We start from the raw sequence: 16,637 nt of genomic DNA on the forward strand, positions 1-16,637 counted from the left end.
GGTTTCGTAGGGTGGGCAAAGGCGCGTAAGCGCCGTGCCCACCATCTCTCGCTACGCGCGACAGGTGGTGGGCACGCTTCCGCCTTCGCTCTTCGAGCTACGGCGGACAAGTCGCTTTGCCCACCCTTCGATATCGGGATAACGGTTATATAAAACTACAGCCCCCTGATCATCCCCGCGTCGATCAGCAAGCGGTTCAGCCGCCGCGCTTCGGCGCCGTCCTTGCAGCCGTAGAAGAGGCCCTTGCAGCGGAGCATGATCTCCCTCTGCTCGGCAAAGGACGGGTCGAGCGGGATGCCGGCGGCCTCCTGAATCACCAACGGCAGATAGGGGCCGTCGATCGTGTCCATCACGGCGTCGCTTCTCACCGGCTCGAAATTGACGGCATCGATCGCATAATAGGTTCCATAGAGACGCGGATCGTAGGCGTCGAGCTTCTTGCCGATGGCGCCCTCGTCGAGCCCAGGCTCGAGGATACCGGGCGCGAACTCCGGCTGATGATCGCCGTAACGCACGATCAGGAAGGGCTCACCGGGGAACGTCTTCTTCAGCCCCGCGACGAAGGCCTTGTACTGCTCGGCGCTCATCGCCTGCCGGCGCAGATACTCGTCGATCGACGGCACATTGCCCGGCGCGCGCCAGTTCGGCAGCAGGTCGGGACGGAAGCGCGTCTCCCAGGGGAAATGATTGGCGCCGAGATAGATGAAGGTGAACAGCGGCTTGTTGGGCGGCTGCTGGCCTATCAGCTGGAGCGCCTTGTCGTAGAAGAAGCTGTCGGGTTCGACGTCCTTGGCGCCGAGATCCTTCGAATCGAGGAAGCGTTCGATGCCGGTCGTCATCTGAAAGCTGCGGGCGGCCATGAAGCCGCCATGGGCGGGATAGAGCGACATCGTGTCGTAGCCGCAGCGGCGCAGCGCCAGCGGCAGGCCGCGCTCGACCCGGTTTGATGCGATGCGGGTCACGAAATAGGCGAAGCGGCCGAACGAGCGCGAGGACAGCCCCGCGAGCACGTTGTATTCGGTGAACCAGCTCGGCCCGCCATTGCTCTCGGCGAGGAACGTGCGCTGCTTACCGTCCCAGGACTTGAAGTGATCGCCATAGCGCGGCGGCACCTTGATGCCCTGCGCGGCGCGGATGTCGAAGCTGGATTCATCATGGATCATGATGATGTTCGGCCGGCGGCCCGCGGGATGGCAGGAATCGAGCAGCGGCATGTTGAGTCGCTCATTGGTCGAAGCGGCCGATTCCATGAAGCCGTATTGCACGAAGTCGGAAACCGAGCTGACGCCGGAGCGGAAGAATTTCGACAGATAGCCGTCGTCGTAATAGCCGCGCCAGGCCTCGTCCGGATGATAGAGCGAATAGCCGACCAGCGCGGCGAGGCAGGCGAGCTTGCAGGCAAACGCCGGCAGGCGGCGGATGCGGAACGGATCGAGCCACCACAGCGCATACATCAGCGGCAAAGTGACCAGGCCCGCCAGGATCACCGACCAGCGCAAATTCGGAAAGATCGTGAACAGGAACGCGACGGTGTCGCGGTCGATCATCATCAGGTCGATGAAGTTGACCGTCATCTGCACGACGTCGTGCTTGAGCCGCGACAGCAACACCAGCACGACGACCATGGTCAGCGACAGCGCGCCTGACAGCGCCGGCCGGCGCAGCAGCGTGATCCAGAAGAAGTTGAGGATGCCCCAGGCCAGCGCAAAGGAGAGGCGCGAGGCGAAATCGGTCTCGGTCTTGTACATCAGCGCGAGCGCGGCCAGATGCGGCGCGGCAACCGCGAGCAGCCGCCAGATGCCGAGCGCGGCGACGCTGGCGAGGACGGCGGTGGCGGCAGAAGGTCCTGGATTGGGCGCGGACGCCATCGACGACACGCAACTCTGGTCCGGCGCAATGATACCCAGCCGTCTGGCCGGCCCAGGGCTGAACAAGGGCGGCTAGGGCTTCCGGCGCAGCCGGAAGCCTGCACCGTGTCATAAAACTGTAACGGAACGGTCAAGGACAGGCAACGCGCCTCGTAATCCGACCTTCGCTTTTTGCTGGTGAGTGCGGACCGCCGCACGCGGCCGGCAAGCCGCTCGCCGTGCTAGGGCTTAGCGATCCCGGCGATGAACAGGTCGATCACCCCTTCCGCCATCCGCTCGATCTCCCCCTCCCCGACGCCCCAGCGTGGAAAGTGACCGTCGAGATTCATCCGAGCAAAACCGTAAACCAGGGCCCGGCCGGCGATCTGAATACGCTTGAGGTCTGCCGGGCGCAGCAGGCCCTGCTCCGCCGCCTCGGCCAGGATCCCCTCGGTCAGCGCGATCAACTCGGCATTGTCCCGCGTCAGTTCAGCGGAGCTCCCATGGACGAAATAACGCCCGGTGGAGATGATCTCGAAATGGGCGGGATTGCGCATCGCCCAGCGCAGGTAAGCGAGGCCGAAGGCACGGAAACGGGCGAGCGGGCCGGCGGCCGGAGCCTCGCTCAGCGCCGCCTCGATCTCGGCACGAAAACGCCGCTGCGCCTCCTCGGCCGCCGCCGCCATCAGGGCGTCGCGGTTCGGGAAGTGCCGGAATGGCGCGCCCGGCGACACTGCGGCCCGGCGCGCGGCCTCGCGGACAGAGACCTCCGCGCCCTCCGCCGCCAGCTGCAGCGCAGCATCGATCAGGACGCGGCGAAGGTCGCCGTGGTGATACGGCCGGGCTGGGGCTCTGGGGCGGCGGGCACGCGGCTTGGACGGCAAACGGACAGGCATGGCAGCTTCCTAGCATCACCCGAACGTGAATGTAAGCAGCGATTACACCATTGACCAAAGCGTAGCGCCGAAATGTAATCGATGATTACATAACGGAGGAAAGCACCATGTCGCAGCGTCAAAACTGGCTCGAAGGCTGGCGGCTGCTTGCCGCCCTCGCGTTGAGCCTGGTCGTCCTTAGCCTGTGGATCGCCTCGATGCGGCAGTTCGAGGTCGAGGGCGTGCGGATGGTGATCCGCTTCACCGCGCGAAGCTCGCTGCTGCTGTTCTGCCTCGCCTTCAGCGCCGCGGCACTGGCGCGGTTGTGGTCTAATGGCTGGACGCGCTGGCAGCGCCGCAACCGCCGCTATCTCGGCCTCAGCTTTGCGACCTCCCACGCGATCCACGCCATCGCGATCATTGCATTCGCTAACATGGACCCGGCTGGTTTCGCGGAAGCCACATCGCCCGCCTCTTACATCTTCGGTGGCATCGGTTATGCCTGCATCATCGCCATGAGCACGACCTCGTTCGACCGCGCCGCCGCGCTGATCGGACCACACGCCTTTCGCGCGCTGCACCTCGTGGGCGGCTATTATCTCTGGTTCCAGTTCATGGTCTCGTTCGGCAAGCGCGTGCCGGCGATGCCGCTCTATGCCGCGTTCCTCATCCCGCTCCTGATCGTCATGGCGCTGCGCATCATCGCGATGGCTCGCCACCCGCGCGGGCAACCCGTCGCGGCGGGCTGAAGCACCCGCCTCACTGCGGCAACAGCCCGAGCCGCTTGGCGTAGATGCGATCGACGGCCCGCTTGGGCAGCATTGCCTGCATCATATGCCTCATCGGGTCTGGCGTGACCTGATAGCGTACCCGTGGCTTGGCCGCCGTGAGCGCCTCGACCACGACCTCGCCGATCTGCTCGGCCGGCAGACCGGCTTCGCCGAGCTTCATCATGAAGGCCAAGACCTTGTTGAGTGCCGGGAAATAGGGCGAGTTCTTGTAGACGGAGAGATCCATCTGCTCAGCCTTGTCCCAGATCGGGGTCTTCACGGCGCCGGGCGCGACAATGATCACGTCGATGCCGTAGAGCATCAGTTCACGGCGCAGGCTTTCGGATAGTCCCTCGACCGCGTGCTTTGAGGCGCAATAGGGCGCGGAAAAGGGATTGCCGTTCTTGCCGGCGACCGAGCTGATCATCACAATCCGGCCCTTCGGCCCCTTGAGCGACGGATCCGAGCCGAGCAGCGGACCAAAAGCCTGCGTCGCGATCACAGGGCCGACGACGTTGATGTCCATCTGGCGGCGGAATTCATCCGCTGACAGCTCCAGCAGCGGTCCGGCCACGGCAATCCCGGCATTGTTGACGAGGCCGGCGAGCGTCTCGCCACCCAGCGCCTCACGCACCTGGCGACCAGCGGCAAGCACCGCCGGTTCATCGGTGACGTCGAACATCAGCGGCGTAAAATTGGCACCGAACTCGGCCTTGAGCCGATCCGCATCCGTCTGCTTGCGGACGCTGCCGAAGACGCGGAAGCCGCGCCCGAGCAAAACTTTTGCACTGGCCCAGCCGATGCCGGTGGACACACCTGTGACGACGACAGATCGCATGGTCCCCTCCCTCAAGGTTCCCGCGATCATGTCGGAAAACGGCGATGGTGCAAAGTGGAGTGAGGAGCCGGGCCCCAGGAGCCGCAATGGATCGCGGACGCAGCGCGTCAGCGCTGCGTCCGCGGAACGGCGGCTTAGTTCTTCGACTTGTCGACCAGCGCGCCCTTCTTGATCCAGGGCATCATGTCGCGCAGCTTCGCGCCGACTTCCTCGATCGGGTGCTGGGCGAGCTTGGCGCGGGTCGCCTTGAACGAGGTCTGGTTGACCTTGTTCTCGAGCATCCAGTCGCGGGCGAACTTGCCGCCCTGGATGTCGGCGAGAACGCGCTTCATCTCGGCCTTGGTCTCGGCGGTGACGATGCGCGGACCGGTGACGTACTCGCCGTATTCGGCGGTGTTGGAGATCGAGTAGTTCATGTTGGCGATGCCGCCTTCATAGATCAGGTCGACGATCAGCTTCACTTCGTGCAGGCACTCGAAATAGGCCATCTCCGGCGCGTAGCCGGCTTCGACCAGGGTCTCGTAGCCGCCCTTGATCAGCTCGACCAGACCGCCGCAGAGCACCACCTGTTCGCCGAACAGGTCGGTCTCGCACTCTTCCTTGAACGTGGTCTCGATGATGCCGGCGCGGCCGCCGCCGACAGCCGAAGCGTAGGACAGGCCGAGGTCATGGGCGTTGCCCGAGACGTCCTTGGCAATCGCGATCAGGCAGGGCACGCCGCCGCCGCGCTGATATTCGGAACGCACGGTGTGGCCGGGGCCCTTCGGCGCGATCATCAGCACGTCGAGGTCGGCGCGCGGGTCAAGCAGGTTGAAATGGACGTTGAGGCCGTGCGCGAAGACGAGGGCGGCGCCCTTCTTCATGTTGTCGTGCAGGTGATCGCGATAGATGTCGCCCTGGAGCTCGTCCGGGGTCAGCATCATGACGAGGTCGGCCCATTTGGCGGCTTCGGCGACTTCCATCACCTTGAAGCCGGCGGCTTCCGCCTTCTTCACCGAGCCCGAATCCTTGCGCAGCGCGATGGCGACTTCCTTGACGCCGGAATCCTTCAGGTTGAGCGCATGGGCGTGGCCCTGGCTGCCATAGCCGACGATGGCGACCTTCTTGCCCTTGATCAGGTTCAGGTCGGCGTCGCGATCGTAATAAACACGCATGGTCGTTTCCTCGTTCAGGGCCGAAAATCGGCGATTGGTCGGTGTCCGAAGGGTGAAATTTGCGGATTTCGGGGGCTGTCTAGAGCATTTTCAGCCCTTAGGGAAACCCGTTTCTGCATGGAAATCCGCGACATCATGCATCCATGAAAACGGGGTAGAGGGAGGCCAGCAGCAGGACCGCCATCAGGATATTGAAGGCGCGGACCAGCCGCTCCGAGGTCAGGACCGGCCGCAATGCGGAGCCGAACAGGGCCCAGACCACGGTCGAGACCGTGCCGACGAGCAGGCTGATCAGCGTCTGGATCGCGATGTTGAGCGGGAATTGGGCGATTGCCGCATAGGCGGTGATGGTGCCGATCACGATCACCCAGCCCTTGGCGTTGATCCATTGGAACATCGCCGCGCCCCAGAAGGTCATCGGACCGCGGGCCTTCTCCTCGCCCGGCTTGGCCGGGCCGGACATGGCGATCGCGGCGGCGAGATAGATCAAATAGGCGGCACCGGCATATTTCAGGATGGTCTGGAGGATCGGATAGGCCAGGAACACGGAGCCGAGCCCGAGGCCGACGGCGGCGACCATGAAAGCGAAACCGAGGACGATACCGACGATGTGAGGGATGGTGCGCCGGAAGCCGTAGGTCAGGCCCGAGGAGAGCAGCATGATGTTGTTCGGCCCGGGCGTGAAATACATCACGACCATGAAGATGAGAAAGGCATAGAACAGCGACTGGGACATGTTCACCTCACGCCGTCTTCGGCAGCGGTTTGGCTAACGCCTTGGGCCGATTCGCCAGAACCATCACCGCGATACCAACGATCACGGTGAGCATGCCGGCGAGCCGCAAGGGTCCGAACCGCTCGCCGAACACGATGCTCGATGCGGCCGAGCCGACGAACGGCACCAGCAGCGCGAACGGCACCACTTGCGCGGCGGGATAGTCGCGCAGTAGCCGGCCCCACAACCAATAGGCAATGCTGGTGGAGATGGCGCCGATCATCAGCAGGCAGATCAGACCGGTGAGCGACATGTGGATCAGCGACTGAAAGGTCGGCATCGGCCCGTCGACGACCAGCGTCAGCGCGAACAGCGGCACCGCTGCGGTAAGGCAGAGCCAGGCGAACAAGTCGAACATCGGCGCACCGCGGGCCGCACGCAGCAGAAGATTGCCGATCGCAAAGCAGATCGGAGCGATCATCAGCACCGCGAACGCACCGACGCTGAAGTCATAACCGACGGTGCCGCTGATCATGAGAAGCCCAGCCGCCGCGATGACGATGCCGAGCGTCTGCACCGGCGTCGGCCGCTCGCCGAATGCAATCGCGGCAAAGCCTATGGTGAACAATGCCTGGCTCTGCACCACGACACTGGTCAGCCCCACCGGCACGCCATGGGCGATGCCGTAAGCTTGCGACAGGAACTGGCCGAGGAACAGCGTGAAGCTGATCGCGACCAGAAGCGACCAGGCCACCCTTGGCTTCGGAATGAACAGGCACGGCAGCGCGGCGATGGCAAAGCGCATCGCCGTCATCAGTTCCGGCGAGAATTCGTCGAGCGCGATCCGGCTCGCCACGAAGGCAAGCCCCCAGATGATCGCCACCAGGATGGCGATGAGGATATCGGCCGGCTTCATTGTTGTTCTCGGTTCTGCCCTGTCGTGCAGCCCTGTTGTTGTCTAGCCTTGCTCGCCGGCCTTTGGTTTGCGCAGCAGATAAGTGCCGTGCATCGGTGCGTGGTAATCGGCCGAGACCAGGGTGAAGCCGACGTCCGTCAGCATCCGCTCCATGACCCAGCCGAAGGTGGAATATTCGTCGCGCATATGCGTGACGACGCTGTCGCGCGCAAAATCGTGGTTCTTGATCTGGAAGTCGGCCCATTCCTCGACGTCGCGTTCGACGGTATCGGGCATCGATGCATAGACGATATCGCGCAGATAGAAGCTCGCACCCGGCTTGAGCGCACGATAGATCCGCGACATCGCCACCGCCTTCCAGAAGTCCGGCAGGTGGTGCAGCGTGAACTCGCTGACGATCAAATCGTAGGACTCTGGCCGATAGGCGAAGCTGAGCAGGCCAGCCGATTGCGTGTGCACCGGCGCCTTGCGGTCACGGGCGTAGATTTCCGCGAGCGCCAGCATCGCCGGCGAGATGTCGATGGCGTCGACCTCGGCGCCCATCAGTCCGGCTTCGGTTGCCAAGACGCCGTTGCCGCAACCGATGTCGGCGATACGCCAGCCGCGCTGGACCCCGAGCATTTTCAGCGCGGCGCGCGCCCGCAGATCGGCATCGTCATGGCTGTCATAGATCGACGCCACCGCCGGCCCGATGCCCATCCGGTTCCGCTCGTTGTAGTACCAGTCACGCGCCAACATGGTTCACATTCCCTCAGGCCCGCGGCCGATCGCGGCAACCCCGGTGCGCGACACCTCGACGAGGCCGAGCGGGCGCATCAGGTCGATATATTGATTGATCTTGTCCGTATTGCCTGTGATCTCGAACACAAAGCTCTCGGTCGTGGCGTCGATCACCCGGGCGCGGAACGCATCCGCCAGCCTGAGTGCCTCGACCCGGTGCTCGCCCTGCCCGCGCACCTTCACCATCGCCAGCTCCCGTTCGATCGAGCGCCGGGTTTGGGTCATGTCGACCACCTGGTAGACCGGAATCATGCGGTCGAGCTGGTTCTTGATCTGCGCGATCACCATCGGCGTACCCGTGGTGACGATGGTGATACGCGACAGATGCTTCTGGGCCTCGGTCTCGGAGACCGTGAGGCTTTCGATGTTGTAGCCACGGCCCGAGAACAGGCCGATGACGCGCGCGAGCACGCCTGGCTCGTTCTGCACGAGCACCGCGAGCGTGTGCGTCTCGTTGGGATCGTGGCGGTCCTCGATGAAATAGGCGGATGCGGGCTGGTTCATGATCGTCCCCTCAAATGTCTCTTGTCACACCAGCGCCTTGCCACCGGCGAATGCCTTGGCGGTCGCCTCGTCGTTGGCCTGCTCCGGCAACAGCATCTCGTTGTGAGCCTTGCCGGATGGAATCATCGGGAAGCAGTTTTCGAGCGCCGCGACGCGGCAGTCGAACAGCACGGGGCGCTTGACCGAGATCATCTCCTGGATGGCGCCGTCGAGATCGCCGGGCTTGTGCACCTGGATGCCGACGCCGCCATAGGCTTCGGCGAGCTTGACGAAGTCCGGCAGCGCCTCCGAATAGGAATGCGACAGGCGGTTGCCGTGCAGCAGCTGCTGCCATTGCCGCACCATGCCCATGTACTGGTTGTTGAGGATGAAGATCTTGATCGGCAGCTCGTACTGCACCGCCGTCGACATCTCCTGCATCGTCATCTGCACCGAGGCATCGCCCGCGATGTCGATGACGAGGCTGTCGGGATGGGCAACCTGCACGCCGATCGCCGCCGGCAGGCCGTAGCCCATGGTGCCGAGACCGCCCGACGTCATCCAGCGATGCGGCTCCTCGAAGCCGTAGAACTGCGCGGCCCACATCTGGTGCTGGCCGACCTCGGTCGTGATGTAGGTATCCTTGCCGCGCGTCAGCTCGAACAGGCTCTGGATCGCATGCTGCGGCAGGATGACGTCGTTGCTCTTCTTGTAATAGAGCGAGTTGCGGGCACGCCACTGCGCTATCTGCTGCCACCAGGACTTGATGTCGGGCTTCTTCGCCTCCGCCTTGAACACCTGGAGGATGTCGCCGAGGATGTTGCCGCAATCGCCGATGATCGGCACGTCGACGCGGATGTTCTTGTTGATCGAGGACGGATCGATGTCGATGTGGATCTTCTTCGAGCTAGGGGAGAACGCATCGACGCGGCCGGTGATGCGGTCGTCGAAGCGCGCGCCGACGCACAGCATGACGTCGCAATCATGCATGGTCATGTTGGCTTCGTAAGTGCCGTGCATGCCCAGCATGCCGAGCCAGTTCTTGCCCGACGCCGGATACGCGCCGAGGCCCATCAGCGTGGAGGTGATCGGGAAACCGGTGACCTCGACCAGCTCGCGCAACAGCCTGGTCGCCTCGGGGCCGGAATTGATGACGCCGCCGCCGCTGTAGATCACGGGACGCTTGGCATTGGCGAGCAGCGAGACCGCCTTGCGGATCTGCGTCGCATCGCCCTTCACGCGCGGCGCATAGGAGCGGTGCACGTCGGACTTGCGCGGCGGATGATAGGTGCCGGTCGCGAACTGCACGTCCTTGGGAACGTCGACCAGCACCGGCCCGGGACGGCCGGAGGTCGCGACGTAGAAGGCTTCGTGCAGGACCTTTGCGAGATCGTTGACGTCGCGCACCAGCCAGTTGTGCTTGGTGCAGGGGCGCGTGATGCCGACAGTGTCGCATTCCTGGAACGCGTCGTTGCCGATCAGATGCGTCGGCACCTGGCCGGAGATGCAGACCAGCGGGATCGAGTCCATCAGCGCGTCCGTCAGCGGCGTCACCATGTTGGTGGCACCGGGGCCGGAGGTCACCAGCGCGACGCCCGGTTTGCCGGTCGAGCGCGCATAGCCCTCGGCGGCGTGGCCCGCGCCCTGCTCGTGGCGAACCAGGATGTGCTGGACCTCGCTCTGCTGGAAGATCTCGTCATAGATCGGAAGCACGGCGCCGCCGGGATAGCCGAAAATGTCGGTCACGCCGTGATCGATGAGCGCGCGGACGATCATCGCGGCGCCGGTCATCTGGTTCGGGTCGTGGCTCTTGTCGCTCATTTGGCTTGCTCCGGATGCGCTGTTGCCAGCGGCTTCGTTCGTGTCGGTTTCGGGAAATAAAAAAGGCCCCGAAGAGGGCCCATGCACACCGCCTGTCATGTGGATGGCAGCTAGCCATCCCCGGCGGTGTGCCTGGGTACGACGGCGATAAGGAGTCTGGTAATAATGTTACGCATGGCAGGCGCCCGGCTTCCCAAAGGTTGCGCGAAACATAGCGGCCAAAGCCTGGATGTCAAGGCAATGCGGCCATTCCCGCGCGATTTTGGCAGTGTAGCGGTGTTCCCCGGGTTCGGCGAGAGGTAAATTCGGGAACCCGGACAGAAAAGCGTGTCAGCCTGGGTCGCGGGCCGCGTTCACGATGGCGGCGAGCCATCCTCTCGCCTCCTCCGGCTTCACCCATTCGAACTCCGGCAGTTGATGCCGGAACCAGGTGAACTGGCGCTTGGCGTAGTGTCGGGTATCAGCGCGGCCGATGCTAGCGGCCTCCTCCAGGCTGAGCTCACTGCGCAAGTGGCGGATCAGGGCCGGCACGCCATGAGCTTTCATCGCCGGCAGCAGCGGATTGAGACGTCGGGCGGCGAGCCGCTCGACCTCCCGCAATGCGCCGGCCCCCAGCATGGCATCGAAACGGGCGTCGATCCGTGCATAGAGCTCGTCGCGGTCGGGCGAGAGAAAGACCGCGCGAAAACTGTCCTTCGGCAGCAGCGGCGGCTGGCCCTCCCGATGCCAGTCGAGCAGCGAACGGCCGGTCGCCTCGACCACTTCGAGCGCGCGCGCGATCCGGGTGCGGTCACGCAGGTTCAATCGCTCGGCGGCGCGGGAGTCGCGACGCGCCAGTTCCGCATGCAGCGCCTCCGCGCCGTTCCGTTCCAGTCGCGCGCGCACGTCCTCGCGTACCACCGCAGGAATTGGCGGCACCACGGAAAGCCCCGCCGTCAGCGCCTTGAAATAGAGCCCGGTGCCGCCGATGAAGATCGGCAGGCGGGCTTCCGCCTTCGCCTCGTCGAGCGCCTTTGCCGCGTCAGCCAACCAGGCGCCCGCAGAGAAGTTTTCGGCTGCATCGACATGGCCGTAGAGACGGTGCGGAGCGCGGGCTTCCTCGCCATCTGTCGGCCGTGCCGTGATGATGCGGAGGTCACGATAGACCTGCATGGAATCGGCATTGATGACGATACCGCCGGTGGCGAGCGCGAGCTCCAGCGCCAGCGCCGACTTGCCGCTGGCGGTCGGGCCTGCGATAAGCACGGCCTTGCTTGAATGCCCCTCGCTCACGAAAACCTCAAATGTCCTTCGTCGCCACGCTGATCTGCAACCCCAATAATCCCGCGCTCGATACGACCATCGTCGATGGCGCCCGCGCCGTGCTGCCGCAGGCAGCGCCCGCGCACTGGCTGTTCGACGGGGTCGCGGTCGACATCCCCTTCGGCGCCGACAGTAACCTCGAAGCCGACCGTCACGCCATCGAGCAGCGGCTCCGCGAGCTGCGAGGCGACCTGCCCGTCGACATCGTCGTGCAACCAGTCGGCGCCCGGCGCAAGAAGCTTTTTCTCGCCGACATGGATTCCACCATGATCGGGCAGGAATGCATCGATGAGCTCGCCGATTTCGTCGGGGTGAAGGCGCATGTGGCCGCCATCACCGAACGTGCCATGCGCGGCGAGATCGAGTTCGAGCCGGCGCTGCGCGAGCGCGTCGCGCTGCTGAAGGACCTGCCCGCCAGCGTAGTCGACGAGGTGCTGGAAAAGCGCATCACGCTGACCCCGGGCGGCCGAGAACTGGTCGCGACCATGCGCGCCAACGGCGCCTATACCTGCCTCGTCTCCGGCGGCTTCACCCTGTTCACGACCGCGGTCGCCGCCAAGATCGGCTTTCAGGAGAACCGCGCCAACGAGCTCGTCGTGCGCGACGGCAAATTCACCGGCGAAGTGAAGGAGCCGATCCTGGGCCGCGCCGCGAAGCTCGCGACGCTGGTGGATCTGATGGAATCGTTCGATCTCGACGACATCGACTCGGTCGTGGTCGGCGACGGCGCCAACGATCTCGGCATGATCCAGGCGGCCGGGCTCGGCGTCGCCTATCACGCCAAGCCGGCGGTCGCCGCCGCGGCGGCGGCGCGGATCGATCACGGCGATCTCACCGCGCTGCTTTACGCGCAGGGCTATCGGCGCGAGGAGTTCGTGGAGGGGTAGGCTCTTGCCGCACACTCCGCCGCCGTAGGGTGGGCAAAGGCGCACTTGCGCCGTGCCCACGATCTTCTCCGACGGCGACAGATGGTGGGCACGCTTCCGCCTTCGCTCTTCGAGCTACGGCGGACAAGTCGCTTTGCCCACCCTACTGCACTGTCCCTTACTGCACACTCAGCGCGACAAACCGCAGCTCGCCGTCGGCATTGGAGACCAGCAGCAGCACCGACTTCTTGCCGTCCTTCTTGAGCTGATCGACCCGCTTCTGGATGTCGGCGCCGCTCGACACCGCCTCCTGCGCCACCTCGACGATGACGTCACCGGCGGAGAGCCGCTTCTCGGCGGCGTCGGAATTGGCCTCGACATTGGTGACCACCACGCCCTTGACGCTCTCCTTGATCTTGTAGCGCGTGCGCAGATCCTTGCTGAGCGTTGCGAGATCGAGGCCGAGCGCCTTCTGCGTCACCGGCTTCTCCGGCGCCGGCTCGTCGGTCTTCACCGCGGCCTGCACCTTTTCGGGATCCTGGAGGCGGCCGAGTGTGACCTTCTTGGTTTCCTCCTGGCCCTTGCGGATGATGACGATGTCGACCTCCTTGCCGACCGCCGTGTCGGCGACGACGCGGGACAGGTCCTTCGGATCCTTGACGTCCTTGCCGTCGAACTTGACGACGACGTCGCCCGGCTCGATGCCGGCCGGCTTGGCCGGCCCCTTGTCGTCGACGCCGGCAACCAGCGCACCGCGCGGCGGCTTGATGTTGAGGCTTTCGGCGATCTCGTCGGTGACGCTCTGGATGCGCACGCCGAGCCAGCCGCGGCGCAGCTCGCCGAACTGACGGAGCTGGTCGACGACGCCCACCACCGTCTTCGACGGCACGGCGAAGCCGATGCCGATCGAGCCACCGGAGGGCGAGATGATCAGCGTGTTGACGCCGATGACGTCGCCGTCGAGGTTGAACAGCGGACCGCCGGAATTGCCGCGGTTGATGGAGGCGTCGGTCTGGATGTAGCTGTCGTAGGGCCCCGAGGAGATGTCGCGGTTCTTGGCCGAGACGATGCCGGCGGTCACCGTGCCTCCCAGGCTGAAGGGGTTGCCGATCGCGACCACCCAATCGCCGAGGCGCAGCTTGTCGCTATCGCCGAACTTCACCGCGACCAGCGGCTTCGTCGGCTTGATCTTGAGCACGGCAAGGTCGGTCTTCTTGTCGACGCCGACCAGCTCGGCCTTGATCTTGGTGCCGTCGTTGAGGATGACGTGAATCTCGTCGGCGTCGGCAATGACGTGGTTGTTGGTGACGACCACGCCCGCTGTATCGATGATGAAACCGCTTCCGAGCGAATTGGTCTTGCGCGGCGGGTTGTTGTCGCCGCCCTTGCTGCCAGGGGGGCCCTTCCGGTTCTTGAAGAAGTCGTCGAAGAACTCCTCGAAGGGCGAGCCGGGCGGCAGTTGCGGCATGGTATTGCCGCCCCCGCCCTTGGCTTCGACGGTCTGCGAGGTCGAGATGTTGACGACGGCGTCGATCACCTTCTCGGCAACGTCGGCGATGCCATCCGGTCCACGCGCATGAGCCGGCGTGCCGAACACACTGAATGCACTGACGGCGAGCGCGGCCAGCCCTAAACGCAAGCGGGTCGGGGCAATGGTGGCAGCGGGCATTGGTATCTCCAGGGAAAGGGGATTTGGCGTCCAGACTGCGCTCGAACGGGGGGACGGCGCAAGCACGGAGCTCAACGGGCCTCAAGACCCCGATAATACGGCGAAAACTGGTCTTTCGCCTTCACTTTGGCGTTGGCGCGAGGCCTAAACCGGACGTCGCATAACCCAGATCAGGATCAGGCCGGCGATGGCCGAGCCGATCCCGACCACCCGCAGGATATTGTCCGGCGTGGCGATGGCGCTCTTCATGGCCTTGCGCATCCAATTGGGACTGGCCGCGAACATCAGGCCCTCCAGCACGAACAGGATGCCCAGGCCGATGAGGAAGTCGGCGAACGCAATGGACCTCATCGGCTTGGAACCTCCCGTTATGCTGTTCTTGTCTGGACGAGGGGCGGCAGACCTGCGCCCTTGTCTGGCTTACGGTTTCGCCGGCGTCTCGGTCGCCATCTTGCCCGACGGGTTGCTGAAATACCGGAAGAAATCCGAGTCCGGTTGCAGCAGGAAGCGGGTATCGCTCGACTTCAGCCCGTTCTCATAGGCCGTCATCGACCGGTAGAATGCGAAGAAGTCGGCGTCCTTGCTGTAAGCCTCGGCGAACAGGCGGTTGCGCTCGGCATCGCCGGCGCCCCGGGTCTGGTCGGCCTGCGAATTGGCTTCCGCGATGATCACGGTTGCCTCGCGGTCCGCCCTGGACTTGATCTCCTGAGCCTTCTGGCCGCCCTGCGCGCGGAACTCGGCGGCTTCGCGCTCGCGCTCGGTCTTCATGCGCAGATAGACCGCCTGGCTGTTCTGCTCCGGCAGGTCGGCACGGCGGATCCGGACGTCGACCACCTGGATGCCGTAGCCGTCGGCCTCGCGATCGAGCTGCTCGCGGATGCGCTGCATCAGCTTCTCACGATCGTCGCGCACCACGTTGATGAAGGTGACCTCGCCGAGCACGCGGCGCAGCGCCGCGTTCAGGAGCGTGGTGAGCTGGATATTCGCAGCCTGGATCGAGCCGATGCTCTGGTAGAAGCGCAGCGCGTTCTTGATGCGGTAGCGCGCGAAGGCGTCGACCACGAGCCGTTTCTGGTCGGAGGCGATCGCTTCCTGCGACGGGTTCTCGAGGTCGAGAATCCGCTTGTCGATGTTGATCACCGAATTCCACGGCGCCTTGAAGTGCAGGCCGGGCGCGGTGACGACGTCAACGGGCCGGCCGAACTGCAGCACGATGGTCTGCTCGGTTTGCTGCACCGTGAACAGCGACATGTAGCCGACGACCACGACGATCAGGAGGCCGATCAGCGTGACGAAACCTGTGACCGGAGACCTCATCGGTTGCCTCCGCCCGACTGCGGACCGGTGGTAGGCGACCGTTTGGTGGTCAATTCGTTCAGCGGCAGATAGGGCACGATGCCCTGGCCCGAGCGGCCGCCGTCATAGACGAGCTTGTCGGCGCCGCCGAGCACGCGCTCCATCGTCTCCAGATAGATCCGTTCACGCGTCACGTCGGGCGCCTTCTTGTATTCCTCGTAAACCTTCAGGAAGCGCGCGCTCTGGCCCTTGGCCTCGGCGACCGCCTGCTCCTTGTAGCCTTCGGCGTCCTGCTGGATCTTCGCCGCGCGTCCGCGTGCCTGCGGCACGACCTGGTTGGCGTAGGTCTGCGCTTCGTTCTGCAACTGCTCCTGATTGGCGCGAGCGGCCTGAACGTCGCGGAAGGCGTCGATCACCTGTGCGGGCGGATCGACCTTCTGCATCTGGACCTGGCTGATCTGAATGCCGGCGCCGTAGGTGTCCAGCGTCTTCTGGATCAGCTCCTGCACGCCCTGCTCGGTGACGTTGCGCGCGCCGGTCAGGATCGGCTGGATCTGCGAGCGGCCGATCACCTCGCGCATCGCGCTCTCGGAGACCGCCTTCACGGTGCCTTCAGGGTTCTGGATGTTGAAGAGGAAATCGCCGACGCCGTCCGGCTTGATGCGCCAGAGCACGGTGAAGTCGACGTCGACGATGTTCTCGTCCCCGGTCAGCATCAGGCTCTCTTCCGGCACGTCACGAATGGAGCGGCCGCGCCGTGCCGGATCGTCGATCAGCGTCATGCCGATAGAGATGGTGTTGACGCGCAACGCCTTGGGCAGCAGCACTGTCTCGATCGGATAGGGCAGATGATAGTTCAGGCCGGGCTGCACGGTGCGAACATGCTTGCCGAAGCGCAGCACGACGCCGAGCTCTTCGGACTGCACGCGGAAGAAGCCCGACAGCAGCCAGAACGCGACGATCAGCAGCACGATCAGCGTGATGCCGACGCCGGAGAAATAGCCACCCGGCATGATCTGCTGGAGGCGGTCCTGACCGCGTCGCAGAAGGTCTTCCAGATCCGGCGGCCTCGGCCCGACCGGTTGCGGGCCTGAGCCCCATGGTCCCTTTGGACCCGAGCCCCATGGGCCACCGCCCTGATTCTTCCACGGCATTCGACGCTCTCCTCGGCAGGGTGGAATTGCCCCCGCCCGCTTTGTCCGGTCCGGCTTTATAGGGGACAGGCAGGTCCCTTACAACGCGGCCCTGATCGTCTTCCGAGCTATGCTCGGGCACGAAAAAGTCAATGTAAACATTGACGAAAGC

The 16,637-nt window shown here is 64.5% G+C and carries 15 protein-coding genes and 1 pseudogene; 2 read left to right on the forward strand and 14 right to left on the reverse strand.

Going from position 1 to position 16,637, the window contains the following annotated elements; genetic code table 11:
• Positions 1-155 precede the first annotated feature (155 nt).
• Together IVA79_RS27450 and IVA79_RS27455 are read right to left on the reverse strand one after the other, a co-directional pair.
• Positions 156-1,868 (reverse strand): sulfatase-like hydrolase/transferase, encoded by a 1,713-nt coding sequence (locus tag IVA79_RS27450; protein ID WP_247558869.1) that lies wholly within the window; start codon positions 1,866-1,868, stop codon positions 156-158.
• Between the two features lie 221 nt (positions 1,869-2,089).
• Entirely contained in the window at positions 2,090-2,743 is a 654-nt protein-coding gene (locus tag IVA79_RS27455; RefSeq protein ID WP_247558871.1) for a TetR/AcrR family transcriptional regulator, read from the reverse strand.
• Positions 2,744-2,850: 107 nt separating this feature from the next.
• Between IVA79_RS27455 and IVA79_RS27460 the strand changes: the two genes are divergently transcribed.
• Entirely contained in the window at positions 2,851-3,471 is a 621-nt protein-coding gene (locus tag IVA79_RS27460) for a hypothetical protein (protein ID WP_247558873.1), read from the forward strand.
• A gap of 10 nt (positions 3,472-3,481) precedes the next feature.
• On the opposite strand, the gene IVA79_RS27465 is transcribed toward IVA79_RS27460, so the two are convergent.
• The 8 genes and pseudogenes from IVA79_RS27465 to miaA all read right to left on the reverse strand — a co-directional run bounded on the left by IVA79_RS27465 (position 3,482) and on the right by miaA (position 11,471).
• Complete coding sequence (locus IVA79_RS27465; protein ID WP_247558875.1) at positions 3,482-4,330, reverse strand: SDR family oxidoreductase; 849 nt, start codon at positions 4,328-4,330, stop codon at positions 3,482-3,484.
• Positions 4,331-4,464: 134 nt separating this feature from the next.
• Positions 4,465-5,508, reverse strand: a pseudogene (gene ilvC, locus IVA79_RS27470) (ketol-acid reductoisomerase); the annotation flags it as partial.
• Between the two features lie 109 nt (positions 5,509-5,617).
• A complete protein-coding gene (locus IVA79_RS27475; RefSeq protein WP_247558877.1) occupies positions 5,618-6,220 on the reverse strand; it encodes a LysE family translocator in 603 nt (200 codons plus the stop codon).
• Between the two features lie 7 nt (positions 6,221-6,227).
• Positions 6,228-7,115, reverse strand: coding sequence for an EamA family transporter (locus IVA79_RS27480; RefSeq protein ID WP_247558879.1), 888 nt, complete (start codon positions 7,113-7,115; stop codon positions 6,228-6,230).
• A 42-nt stretch (positions 7,116-7,157) separates the two neighbouring features.
• A complete protein-coding gene (locus tag IVA79_RS27485; RefSeq protein ID WP_247558881.1) occupies positions 7,158-7,853 on the reverse strand; it encodes a class I SAM-dependent methyltransferase in 696 nt (231 codons plus the stop codon).
• A gap of 3 nt (positions 7,854-7,856) precedes the next feature.
• Complete coding sequence (ilvN, locus tag IVA79_RS27490; protein WP_247558883.1) at positions 7,857-8,399, reverse strand: acetolactate synthase small subunit; 543 nt, start codon at positions 8,397-8,399, stop codon at positions 7,857-7,859.
• Positions 8,400-8,423: 24 nt separating this feature from the next.
• Complete coding sequence (locus IVA79_RS27495) at positions 8,424-10,199, reverse strand: acetolactate synthase 3 large subunit (protein ID WP_247558885.1); 1,776 nt, start codon at positions 10,197-10,199, stop codon at positions 8,424-8,426.
• A 330-nt stretch (positions 10,200-10,529) separates the two neighbouring features.
• On the reverse strand, positions 10,530-11,471 hold the full coding sequence (gene miaA / locus IVA79_RS27500) for a tRNA (adenosine(37)-N6)-dimethylallyltransferase MiaA (RefSeq protein WP_247558887.1): 942 nt from the start codon (positions 11,469-11,471) through the stop codon (positions 10,530-10,532).
• A gap of 11 nt (positions 11,472-11,482) precedes the next feature.
• Between miaA and serB the strand changes: the two genes are divergently transcribed.
• Positions 11,483-12,388 carry a phosphoserine phosphatase SerB gene (gene serB, locus IVA79_RS27505; RefSeq protein WP_247558889.1) on the forward strand — a complete coding sequence of 302 codons (906 nt, stop codon included), beginning with the start codon at positions 11,483-11,485 and terminating at the stop codon, positions 12,386-12,388.
• A 157-nt stretch (positions 12,389-12,545) separates the two neighbouring features.
• Here the strand turns inward: serB and IVA79_RS27510 are convergent, their stop codons facing one another.
• From IVA79_RS27510 to hflK, 4 genes are all read right to left on the reverse strand, one after another.
• Positions 12,546-14,036 carry a Do family serine endopeptidase gene (locus IVA79_RS27510; RefSeq protein ID WP_247558891.1) on the reverse strand — a complete coding sequence of 497 codons (1,491 nt, stop codon included), beginning with the start codon at positions 14,034-14,036 and terminating at the stop codon, positions 12,546-12,548.
• Between the two features lie 144 nt (positions 14,037-14,180).
• Positions 14,181-14,387: a DUF2065 domain-containing protein gene (locus IVA79_RS27515; protein ID WP_246921794.1), complete on the reverse strand. Its 207-nt coding sequence runs from the start codon at positions 14,385-14,387 to the stop codon at positions 14,181-14,183.
• 69 nt (positions 14,388-14,456) lie between these two features.
• Positions 14,457-15,353, reverse strand: coding sequence for a protease modulator HflC (locus IVA79_RS27520; protein WP_247558893.1), 897 nt, complete (start codon positions 15,351-15,353; stop codon positions 14,457-14,459).
• On the reverse strand, positions 15,350-16,486 hold the full coding sequence (gene hflK, locus IVA79_RS27525; RefSeq protein WP_247558896.1) for an FtsH protease activity modulator HflK: 1,137 nt from the start codon (positions 16,484-16,486) through the stop codon (positions 15,350-15,352). The genes IVA79_RS27520 and hflK overlap by 4 nt, the downstream gene beginning before the upstream one ends.
• Positions 16,487-16,637 lie beyond the last annotated feature (151 nt).

The sequence above is a fragment of the Bradyrhizobium sp. 138 genome, from assembly GCF_023074075.1.
Classification (GTDB): Bacteria; Pseudomonadota; Alphaproteobacteria; order Rhizobiales; family Xanthobacteraceae; genus Bradyrhizobium.